Origin of the sequence: Cryptosporangium phraense (genome assembly GCF_006912135.1) — a bacterium.
Classification (GTDB): Bacteria; Actinomycetota; Actinomycetes; order Mycobacteriales; family Cryptosporangiaceae; genus Cryptosporangium; species Cryptosporangium phraense.
In genome coordinates this window covers 297,251-308,490 of record NZ_VIRS01000001.1, presented here as the reverse complement: position 1 = coordinate 308,490, position 11,240 = coordinate 297,251, and the positions used below count along the sequence as shown (strand labels likewise).

Here is an 11,240-nt window from a genome sequence, read left to right as displayed (position 1 = left end):
GTTCCGTCAGGTCACGCGGAGCATGACGACGTCGTGGGGGGCCACGGTGGCGCGGACCGGGCCGGTGGTGTTCGCGCCGGTCCAGAGGTCGTGGGTGGTCCTCGGGCCGGGTTTCAGGCCGAGTTCCGCGGCGGACGCGGTGGCGGGCACCGGGTCGTCGGAAACGTTCAGGAACACGACCGCGACCGAGCCGTCGGTCATCGGCTTGGCCCAGACCTGGAGCGGCCCGGACTCCCGGACCAGCCGCCCGGCGCGCCCGGACCAGTCCTGGTCCACCGTGAGCACCTCGCGGTTCAGCAGGATGTCTCGCGTGGCCGCGGTCATGCGCCGGACGTCGTTCCCGGCGATCAGCGGCGCGTTCAGCACGGCCCAGAGCGAGAACTGGGCCCGGTATTCGCCGGTGTCCATCCCGCCGTTGCCGACCTCGAGCATGTCCGGGTCGTTCCAGGCGTTCGGACGCCCGGTGGGCAGCGCGACCTGGGCGGCCAGGTTGGCCAGCACCGACGTCCAGGTGTCGCTGATGTCGGCGGTGGTGCGCCAGAGCGATCCGCCGGCTCGCGCGCCCCACCCGCTCCACGGCGCGTTCTCGCCCCACTCGCACAGGCTCAGCACGATCGGGCGGCCGGTACGCCGCAGGGCGTCCGCCATCGTGGCATACCGGTCGCCGGCCGGACGTCCGCCGTTGAAGCAGTTGTCGTATTTGAGGTAGTCGACGCCCCAGGCGGCGAAGTCCCGCGCGTCGGAGGTCTCGTGGTCGAGGCTGCCGGGGTACCCGGCGCAGGTCCTCGTGCCGGCGGACTCGTAGAGGCCGAAGCGGAGGCCGCGGGCGTGGACGTAGTCGGCGAGGGTCGTCAGGCCGTGCGGGAACTTGGCCGGGTCGGGGACCAGGTGGCCGTCGGTGCGCTGCGGAGCCATCCAGCAGTCGTCGATCGTGAGGTACCGGTAGCCGGCGTCGCGCAGACGGGAGCTGACCAGCGCGTCCGCGGTCTGGCGGATCAGCGCGTCGCTGACGTCGCAGCCGAAGCCGTTCCAGGAGTTCCAGCCCAGCGGCGGGGTCGCGGCCGCGCCGACCGGCAGCGCGACCGGCCGCAGCGTGCCCGGCGCGATCGACCCGGCGAGCAGTAGCAGCACCGCCAGTACCCAGATGCGTCGCACCGGGCGGACGCTAGGTGTCGATCATAAGAAAACTCTGGGGAACGTTGCTGTGCATCGGCCGGTGAAATGATCATCGCGGTGAGTGGTCTCGCAGCGGCGCGACTCCACGGGGCACGCGGGGGCGGCTCAGGGGGGTGCGGTTGAGGAGATCGTGGCGTGCGCCCGCCTCGCGGGCTTCCCGTGCGCTCGCGGCCGGCCGGACGGCCGAGGCCGTCGAGCTGTACCGGCATGCCATCGAGCGGGGCCCAGGCCCGTCGGCCCCGCCCCGCGAGGTGGCGGCGTTCGCGTCGGTGCTGCACGATCTCGGGCGCGCGCTCGACTACCTCGGCGAGACCTCGGCCGCGCTCGACGCGCTGCACCAGGCCCACGACCTCTTGGCGGACGCTTCGCCGAACGCGCCCGAACTGGTCGGCATCCTGCGACGGCTGGGCGCGATCTCGTTGGAGGCCGGTGACCAGGACGGGGCGCTGGCCGCGCTGGAGCGGGCGGTGGCGTCGGCGGCCCAGGATCCCGGGCTGGCCGCGGCCGCCGAACTGGAGCTCGGGTTCGCGCTGCGTGACGTCGGGCGGCTGGCCGAGGCGCTGGTCCACCTGGAGCGGGCGCTGCGGCTGGACGACAGCTCGGCTGTGCGGGCGCACGCGCTGGTCGGGATCGGGCTGGTGTTCGAGGCGGCCCGGCGGCCGGGGGCGGCGCACGCCCGGTACCAGGCGGCGTTGCCGCTGTACCAGCGGATGGGGGACCGGCACAACGAGGCGACCGTGCGGTACCGGCTCGGGATCGTGTGCGGGTTGCGGGGCTCGTTCGCGGACGCGCTGGCGTCCCTGGATGCGGCGCTGGATCTGGACCGGGGGCTGCGGAGCGCGCGGGCGTCCGCCGACCAGGCGGTGGCGCGGGCCGCGCTGGCCGCGGCGGACGGCGACCGCGGCCAGGCGGTGACGTATCTCCGGCACGCGCTGGACCTGTACCGGGCCGAGGAGCTGCCGTTCTTCGTGGCCCGGACGCTGATCGGGCTGGCGCGGCTGGTCGCGCCGGCCGAGTCGGCGGGCTGGGCCGAGCGGGCGAACGACGAGCGGTCGGCGGCCTGGCGCGCGGAGGCCGAGATGGTGGCGTCCGAGCTGACCGAGCCGGGTTCGGTGTACGACGTGCGGCTCGGTCTCGGTGATCTGTACCGGGCGGCCGGGGACCGGGACGCGGCCCGGACGGCCTGGCTGCTGGCCGCGTCGGTGGCCGAGGCGGTGCCGGGGTTGCCGGGAGTGGAGGCGGAGGAGGTGGCGGGGTTGTTCGGGGTCGGGGTGGCGTTCGAGCGGTTGGCGTCGTTGGCGGCCGAGGAGGGGGATGCGGCCGGGAGCGCGATCTGGCGCTCCCGGGCCGCGGAGGTGGGCGGGTCAGACGAGTAGGTCGGCCAGTGCGTGGGCCGAGGCGGGGTGTCGGTCGAGCAGGGTGGTGACGGGGTCGTCGGCGGATTTCTCGGGCCAGCGGGCGTCGAGGCCGAAGAGGGCGGCGATGGCGTCGGTGGCCTCGGGGTGGGTGGTGAGGAGGGTCGTGACCGAGGGCTTTTTCGCGGGGGTGGACGTCGTCGTCGTGGACCAGGGTGGGGTGAACGTGTCGAGGGCCGGGAGGGCGGCGGGGAACGTGCGGGCGGCTTCGCGGACCAGGGCCGGAACGAGTTCGCCGGCCTGCTCGCGGAGCGTCGTCAGCAGGGTCGGCAGCCAGGGCAGGAGAACCGGGTCGGGCAGCTGCGCGAACGCCTTCGACATCATCTCGACGACGAACGGCGCCAGGTTCGGCACCGGCTCCAGCGCCTGGACGAACCCGCTCAGGTAGTGCGGGAACGCCGGCAGGACGAGCGGGTTGGCGAGCAGGTCGTCGCAGCGTTCGCGGAGCTCGGAGCGGGTGAGCAGGCCGAGCTGGGTGTGCGCGGCCCAGACCAGGGCCTGTTTGCCGGGCGCCTCCGGATGCGACTGTTTCACGGCCAGCTCGAGCTGGGCCCGGTCGCAGCCGAGCGTCAGCGCCAGGCTCTCCATGCTGAACAGGAAGCCGAGCATCGCCGCGACCTGGCGCACGCCGGTCTGCTCGTCGGTGAACGCGGTCGGCAGCAGCGTGCAGTAGTGCGCGTAGCCGATCGTGACGAACTGCTCGCACCACTCCGGGAGCTCGGGTTCGGTGGCGCGGTAGTGCGCGAGCAGCCGCCGGATCCGTTTGAGGACCGCGGGGGCGTCGTCGACCGTGCGTTCCGCGGCGAGCAGGTCGACGGCCCGTCGGCCGAGCTCGTGGACGAACGCCGGGTTCTCGAGGTACAGGATCGCGTCCTCGACGGCGGCGAGCGCGGTGGCCGCGGTGGCGTCGTGCGTGCTGGCGCGCAGGCGCTGTTCGAGTACCTGCTCGATCGCGACGCCCTCGTAGCCCAGCTCGATGAGCTCGCGCTGGTGGCGTCCGATCGCGAGGTCCCAGCTCTCCTGGCTGGCGGCCTTCTCGCCGAGGCGTCGCTCGCCCATGATCGGCCGGACCGCTTCGCGGGGGAGCAGATAGCGCAGGCGCCAGAGGAGCTTGGAGGCGGGGATCTTCGCCGGCTCGTTGGCCAGGTCGAGGAGCGCGCGCTGGACCTGGCGTTTCTCCAGATCGAGGCCGAGCGGTTCGAGCCGGTCGTAGACGTCCCGGGCCAGCGGCGGGAGCGCGTCGTAGCCCACGCTGCCGATGCGGTCGCCGCCGAGCAGGATCTCGCAGAGCTTCTGGACGTCCCGCCGGCCCGGGACCACGTCCTTCTCGATGCAGGTGACGGCCGCGTCCTGGAAGTCGTACGGCGTCGGGCGGGCCCGTCCGCGCATGCCGGCCAGGAGGATCGACGTCTCGAAGATCGCGATCGCGTCGGCCGTGCTCGCGAGGTAGCCGTTCCGGCGGGCCAGCCGGACGATGTCGACGCACCAGGAGAGGAGCTCGGCCTCGTCGCGGTCGTCGAGTTGTGGGGGCTGGGAGAGGAAGCCGGAGAGCTTGTCGGTGGGTTTCGGAGGCTTCGCGTGGTGGAGCGCGATCTCGGTCTGGGCGGGGGTTTTCGGGGTTGGTGGGGTTTCCGGAGTTACCGGGGCTACTGGGGTGGCCGGGGTTGCCGGGGTTGTCGAGGTTTCCGGCGTGGCCGGGGTCGCCGGGGTTGCGGCCTTTCGGCGGTCGGCCAGGGTTTTGGCCGAGCGGCCGCGCTGGCCGCTCAGCGTGAACGGCTCGACCTGGGCCTTGGCCGTGGCTTTCCGCCAGGTCGCGGCCGCGATCGAGACCGAGCCCGGGGCCAGGCCGAACTGGGCCTCGATCGCCGAGTGGCTCGACGGGATCATCCCGTACAGCCACTTCGTCGCGGTGGGCGCGCTGATCGTGAAGTCGGTCGGGGCGGCGTGGAGGCCGAATTCCGCGACCCGGCTGGCCGCGTGGAACGCACCGCAGACGTAGAGGACGCGGGTGTGGTCGGTGCCGGTGCGGGCGAGGTGTTCGCGCATGCGCGTCCACATGTGACGCTCGCGGATTTCGTCGGAGGTGGTGTCGTGGGGTGGCGTGTCGTTGGGTGTGGTGCCGTCAGGCGAGGTGTCGTTGGGCCTGGTGCCGTCGGCCGGGCGGAGGCGGCGGAAGAGGCTGCCGATCAGGACCATGACCTGGCGGTAGGTGTCGTAGTCGGCGCCGACGAGCGGCTGTTCGACGTACTGGTCCCACCATTCTGACCAGTGGCGGACCTTGCCGTGGTGCAGCAGGTGCTCTTCCAGCTCGGCGAAGCCGGGCCGGAGGTCGCCGATCTCCAAGCCGACGGAGTTCTCTGCTTTCCGGGGGAGCCATTGGAAGACGTGGTCGGCGGAGCGGTCGACCAGGACGAGCTCGACGCCCGCGGTCTCGAGCGCGTAGGAGATCGCCTGGTATTCCGCCGAAGCCGCCGTCACCGGCGCGACGACGGAGAGGGGCGCCCACTCGGCGGGGTGGCCGTGGACGTCGGAGGCGAAGGCTTGAAGCGCGACCGGGAGCTTGCAGTTGCGGAGCTCGTCGAGGAGGGGGCGGAGGTCTTCGCAGAGTTCGAGGTAGATGACCGAGGGCTGCTTTTGGCGGAGGCGGCGGGCCATGGCCAGCGCCGAGGCGGGGGAGTGGTGGCAGACGGGGAAGATTTCGAGGGGCTCGCTGAGGGCGCGGTCGACGTCGTCGACGAGGCCGACGAGGATGTCGCTGAGCCCGCGCGAGTCGCTGGTGAATGTCTGCGCGGCTACGGTGAGCTGGTCTCGGAGCGGTGCGAACGTCGCACCGGCGGCGGGGTTGCCCGGCGCGACGCCCGCCGCGCCGAGGGCGGCTGAGGTCTTCGCGCCGGTCGCGCCGCCGGTAGCGACGTTTCCGCCGGCGGGCGCGCCGCCAACGGCGGGCGCGTCGGTTCTGGCGGGCGCGTTGCCGGCGGCGGCTGGGTTGGTGCTGGCGGGTGCGTTGTCGGCGGCGGGTGGGTTGGTTCTGGCGGGTGCGTTGTCGGCGGCGGGTGGGTTGGTGCTGGCGGGTGCGCCGCCGGCGGCGAATCGCCTGGCGGCGCTGGGCGCGCTGCTGACGGTGGAGGGGCGTCCGACGGCGATCGGCCCGCCTGCGCCGGGTGCGCCGCCAACGGTGGGTGCGGCGCCGTCGGCGGGTGCGCTGCCGTCGGCGGGCAGCCCTACCGCGCTGGGCGTGCCGCCAACGGCGGGCTGCGTCGCCGTGCCGCCAATGGTGGGCTGCGTCGCCGTGCCGCCAATGGTGGGCTGCGTCGCCGTGCCGCCAATGGTGGGCTGCGTCGCCGTGCCGCCAATGGTGGGCTGCGTCGCCGTGCCGCCAATGGCGGGCTGCGCCGTGCCGCCAACGGCGGGCTGCGCCACCGTGCCGGGTGCTCGGGGTGCGCCGCCGAGAGTCGGCCCCGCCGCCGCGCCGGGTGTACTGGGTGCGTGGCCGACGGCAGGCGTTCCGCTAGTGGCGGTCGGCCTGTCGGCACCGGGTGCGCTGCCATCAGTGGGTGCGTCGTCAACGGTGGCTGCGTCGCCGGCGGCGGGCCGCGCCGCCGCGCCTGCAGCGCTGCCGAGGGCGGTCCGCGCCGCTGCGCCGGGTGCGCCGCTGACAGCAGGCGTTCCGTTAGTGGCGGTCGGCCTGGGCGTGCCGCTCGCGCCGCCATCGTTGGGTTCGCTTCCGAGGATGATTGCGCCGCCCACGGAGGGTGCGTTGCCATCGGCGAGCAGCTCCGCCGCGTTAGATGCCCCGCCGTGGGTGGGTGCACTGCCATCGGTGGGGTGCCCCACCGCGCTGGGTGGGCCGCCCACGGTGGGTGCGCCGCCAACGGTGGGTGCGCCGCCAACGGCGGCCAACTCGACCGGGCCAGGCGCGCCACCAACGGCGGCCGCGCCGCCATCCGCGTTCAACTCTCCCACCCCAAGCGTCCCACTCCCCGCCGCGCCCCCGCCGTCGGCGGCCCCGCTCCCGGCACCCCCGCCCCCGGTGGCGCCGCTCCCGGCACCCCCGCCTCCGGCGGCCCCGCTCCCGGCACCCCCGTCCCCGGCGGCGCCGCCCCCGGCCCCGGCACCCCCGGCCCCGGCACCGCCGGCCCCGGCACCCCCCCCCCCGAAAACCCCAACCCCCCGCCTCACGACAAGGTCTCGATCGCTTCTCGGCCGCCCTCTAGGAACTCGGTCCACTCGCCGGCCTCTTTCTTGCTGCGCTGCTCCACCGTCCCGTGCCAGTACTTGTTCAGGATCGCCAGATCCTCCGGCGCCCTCCGGGCCAACGACCCCACCAGCGAGCTCGCCAGCGTCGACGCCCGTAGCGCCCGGTCTCCGAAGAACTGACTGTGCAGGATCGCGTCCTCGAGCACGCCGATCTGCTCAGCCGTCGAGAGCGCCGACTCGAGCTTCTCGTCGTCGCTGGTGGCCGACGACGCGGCGGCCCGGAGGTCGGCGAAACTCTGGAGCAGAATGTCGAGCAGCGTCGGCGGGACGTCCAGCTCGATCTCGTGCCGGCGCAGCAGCTCCACAGTCCGGAACCGCACGATCTCGGCCTCGCTCTTCTTGTTCGTCACGACCGGGATCCGGACGAAGTTGAACCGCCGCTTCAGGGCCGACGACAGGTCGTTGACGCCCCGGTCGCGGCTGTTGGCGGTCGCGATGATCGAGAAGCCCGGCTGCGCGAAGACGGTCGCGTCTTCCTTCAGCTCGGGGATCGACACGTACTTCTCGGACAGGATCGAGATCAGCGCGTCCTGGACGTCGCTCGTCGTGCGGGTGAGCTCCTCGAACCGCCCGATCACCCCGCGCTGCATCGCGGTCATGATCGGCGACGGGATCAGCGACTCGGTCGACTGCCCCTTCGCGATCACCATCGAGACGTTCCACGAGTACTTGATGTGGTCCTCGGTCGTCCCCGCCGTTCCCTGGACGACGAGCGTCGAGTTGCGCGAGATCGCCGCGGCGAGCAGCTCGGCCAGCCAGCTCTTGCCGGTGCCGGGGTCGCCGATCAGCAGCAGCCCCCCGGTCGGACGCCAGCGTCACGATCGACCGCTCGACGAAACTCCGGTCACCGAACCACTTCTGCGCCACCGGCCGATCGAGCCCGTCGGCCCGCTCGGAACCGAGCACGAACAGCCGCACCATCTTCGGCGACAACCGCCACGAGAACGGCTTCGGGCCGGTGTCGATCGACTCCAGCCAGTCGAGCTCGTCCGCGTACTTGACCTCGGCGGGCGCGCGGAGCATGTCGTTCATCGATAACCCTTCAGGTCAGGAAATTCTTGAGCTCGAACACGAGCTTGTCGATCCGGCCGGAGATGACCGGGGTGCCGAGCGTCTTCAGCCGGTCGCGGAACCAGGGGTTGACCGACTGGCTCCCCGAGCTGGTCACCGACCCGACCGGGATGAACTTCACCCCGGACCGGTGCACCGCCTGGATCCCCTCGAACAGTGGCTGGGACTGGCCGAACTCGTAGAAATCGGAGATCCACACCATCGCGGTGTTCGCCGGATCGGCGATCTTCGGGCGGGCCATCGCCATCGCGACCGGCCCGTCGTTGCCGCCGCCGAGGTTCGTCCGGAGCAGGACCTCGAACGGGTCGTGCACCCAGGGCGTGAGGTCGAGGGCCCGGGTGTCGAACGCGATCAGGTGGACGTCCACCTTGGGCAGCCCGGCGAAGATCGACGCGAGGATCGTGCAGTTCACCATCGAGTCGACCATCGACCCGGACTGATCGACGACGACGATGAGCCGCGCCGGCGTGGTGCGGCGGGCGGTCTGCCGGTAGTACAGCCGCTCGACGTAGAGCCGCTCGTCGTCGGGGTTCCAGTTGGTGAGGTTCTTCCAGATCGTGCGGTTGACGTCGAGGTTGCGGAACACCCGCTTCGGCGGGATCGACCGGTCGATCGCGCCGACCGTCGTCTGCTCGACCTGGGTGCGGAGCACGTCGGCGACCTGGTCGACGAACCGCCGGATCAACGACTTCGCGTTGGCCAGCGCGACTCCGGACAGGTTCGACTTGTCGCGGAGCAGCTGTTCGATCAGCGACATACTCGGCGAGAGCTTGGCCGCCAGCGCCGGGTCGGCCAGCACCTCGCGGAGTTCCATCCGCTTGATCAGGTCGCCCTCGAGGCCGGCCAGCACCTGCCCGAGCCCCTCACGACCCTTCAGCTCACCGGGACGGCAGCCCATCGCCCGCTCGAACCAGCCGGCGTCCTGCTGCCAGCTCGACAGCTGGCCGGCGGTGACGTTCCCCGAGCCGGTGCCGAACACGTTGAGCAGCAGCTTCGACGCGAGCGCGGCCCGCCGCACCTCGGCCGCGGTGTCGCGCTCGTCGGACTCGGACGGCGTCATCAGCCCGTCGATCTCGGCCGCGAGCTCCGGGAACCGCTGCACGACCGTGTCGACCGACACGCCGGGGTCGAGCACCGCGGCCGGCAGCCCGATGTCGTCGACGACGGCCACCGACGCGGCCTCGAGCGACGGCTGCTCCGCCGGATCGAACAACCGCGCCAGCAACCGCCAATACAAAACCTGCCGCCGAGCAGCATCCGCCCCGCCGCCCGCCCCGGCCACCGCACCGCCTGCCCCGGCCACCGCACCGCCGATCCCGGCCGCACCGCCTGCCCCGGCCGCCCCGCCGCCCGGCCCGTCCGGCCCGGCCGCCGCGGCCGCGTCAAACCCGGTCACTTGCGCAACAGACGGCTCGCGCGCTCGCGGAGAACCGCGACCGCGTCACCGGCTGCCTTCACCGCCTTCGCCACCTTCGGATCGGTCGGCCCGGACGCCCACTCCCCACCGAGCACCGTCACCGGCTTCCTCTTCACCGTCGTCTGCACGGCCAACGGCTGCAGCGTCCACACCGCGTCGTCCCACCGCAGCAGCCCGATACAGGCGGACGACCCGGTCACCAGCGCCGGCGTCAGCGGCCCCAGCGTCGGCAGCCGCTCGAGGTCGAACGCCAGCCGAACCCCGCCCAGCTCCAGCCCGTCGTCGACGACCGTGTACCCCTCGACCAGCACCGGCTCGCCGATCGCGACCGGATGCCGATCGAGCGGCGGCACCGGCGGCGCGACCGCCCCGGCCAGCCCGAGCCGCGCGCTGACGAACGGATCGGCCGGCTCACCGACCTGCGCCCGATCGTCGGCCCAGAGCAGATCACCGCTCTCGCGGAGCACCAGGTCGGAGACGGTCACCGCCCGGGACTCGGTGACGGCCGCGATCAGCGCCGGGTAACCGTCGAACAAACGCCAGACGGCGGGACCGACGATCGTGTCGACCTTCGCTACGGCCACGCTCGTGCGGACGAGCCGCGGCGCGGCCTCGCCGCGCACCTCGAGCAGCCCGTGGACGCGGACCTGCACGGCCGTGGCGTGTTCCTGGACCTCGACGCCGAGCGGAAGCAGCCGCCCGGAGACCGTCTCACCGGGACCGACCGAGCCCGACGACCGGCACAGCACCATGCCCCGGGCCCACAGGTCGGCCCACCGGCGGGCGGGCAGGTCGTCCATCGTCGCGATCGGCGCGGACGCGCGCAGCTCGGCCGCGAGCCCGTCGATCAGCACCGCGAGCCGGCGCAGGCGCGGCTCGGCCAGCATCGCCTCCAGCACCTGCCCGCCGGACGAGATCACGTCGTGGTCGACGCCCCGCCACCCGGTGATCGCCAGCTCGCGCAGCCACGACACGCACCCGTCGAGCAGGTTCCGCGGAGCGTCACCGACGACGGAGGCGGCCGACCAGGGCGTTCGCGTGCGCCCGAGCGCCGCGTCGGCGCGCTCGAGCAGCGCGTCGTGCACTGCGCCCAGCACCGCACTGCGCGCGCCGGCCAGGATCGCCAGATCGTCGGCCGACACCGAACCGGCCGCCACCTTCGCCGCTGCATCGGCCGCGGCCTCACCCAGCGGCGTGGCCGAGACAGCGGCGGCCAGCGCGGTGACCGCGGCCGCGCCGTCGTCGGAGAGCCGGCCGAGACCGGAGACCAGGCGCGCGTCGAAATCCGCGATCAGGGCGAGCGCCTCGGTCGGCGCCCCACCGGTCAGATCCGCGAGCATCAGCGCACCGCCGGGAACCACGCCAGCTCGGGCAGCGGCTCGACCGAGCCCGGCAGCTCGAGGTAGGCGAGGTGACGCAGGAACCGGCTGAACACCCCGGCGCCGGCCGACGGCTCGTGGTGGCTCAGCGACCGCCCGAGCTCCAGCGGGCCGGGCACCTCGACCGGGTCGACGCCCAGGTAGCGCGCGACCCGCTCGTACCCGTACTGGAGCGCGGCCTCGTCGATGAGCAGCCGCAGGTGATTGCAGGGTGACCCGCGGAGCCCACCGCACGGCCGGTTGTTGTTCGTGCTGCAGTGATAGGTCAGCGTGCCCGCGACGATCGACGACACGTACACCCGCTCGACGTCCGAGCCGCTGGAGACGACGCCCTGGAGGCGCCCGTCGGCCGGCTCGACGAACGGGACCTTGGCCAGCTTCCGGGCCTGGACCGGCGGTACGACCGGCACCGTGCTCCGGCCCGCGCGAGGGGGTTGGTTCATGCCCAGTTCCTATCGCACGGGGGCGACAATTCCGGAAATCCCAAAGAAGTCTTTGACAAAATCCAAGACCCCAAAGTAATCT

At 72.9% G+C, this 11,240-nt stretch carries 5 protein-coding genes and 2 pseudogenes; 1 reads left to right on the top strand and 6 read right to left on the bottom strand.

The window, feature by feature from the left end:
• Window positions 1–6: 6 nt before the first annotated feature.
• The gene (locus tag FL583_RS01355; RefSeq protein WP_205751759.1) at window positions 7–1,155 is read right to left on the bottom strand and encodes a glycoside hydrolase family 27 protein; all 1,149 of its coding nucleotides are present in this window, start codon (window positions 1,153–1,155) and stop codon (window positions 7–9) included.
• Between the two features lie 140 nt (window positions 1,156–1,295).
• On the opposite strand from FL583_RS01355, the gene FL583_RS01350 reads away from it, so the two are divergent.
• Complete coding sequence (locus FL583_RS01350) at window positions 1,296–2,552, top strand: tetratricopeptide repeat protein (protein WP_170323430.1); 1,257 nt, start codon at window positions 1,296–1,298, stop codon at window positions 2,550–2,552.
• On the opposite strand, the pseudogene FL583_RS40705 reads toward FL583_RS01350, so the two are convergent.
• The 5 genes and pseudogenes from FL583_RS40705 to FL583_RS01325 all read right to left on the bottom strand — a co-directional run.
• Window positions 2,541–5,432: pseudogene (locus FL583_RS40705) on the bottom strand (DUF5682 family protein); the annotation flags it as partial. The gene FL583_RS01350 and the pseudogene FL583_RS40705 overlap by 12 nt on opposite strands.
• A gap of 1,334 nt (window positions 5,433–6,766) precedes the next feature.
• A pseudogene (locus tag FL583_RS01340) lies at window positions 6,767–7,880 on the bottom strand (ATP-binding protein).
• A 10-nt stretch (window positions 7,881–7,890) separates the two neighbouring features.
• Window positions 7,891–9,201, bottom strand: coding sequence for a VWA domain-containing protein (locus tag FL583_RS42240; RefSeq protein ID WP_420843109.1), 1,311 nt, complete (start codon window positions 9,199–9,201; stop codon window positions 7,891–7,893).
• 110 nt (window positions 9,202–9,311) lie between these two features.
• A complete protein-coding gene (locus FL583_RS01330; RefSeq protein WP_142702563.1) occupies window positions 9,312–10,676 on the bottom strand; it encodes a hypothetical protein in 1,365 nt (454 codons plus the stop codon).
• Window positions 10,676–11,158 (bottom strand): hypothetical protein, encoded by a 483-nt coding sequence (locus FL583_RS01325; protein WP_142702562.1) that lies wholly within the window; start codon window positions 11,156–11,158, stop codon window positions 10,676–10,678. The genes FL583_RS01330 and FL583_RS01325 overlap by 1 nt, the downstream gene beginning before the upstream one ends.
• Window positions 11,159–11,240: the final 82 nt, after the last annotated feature.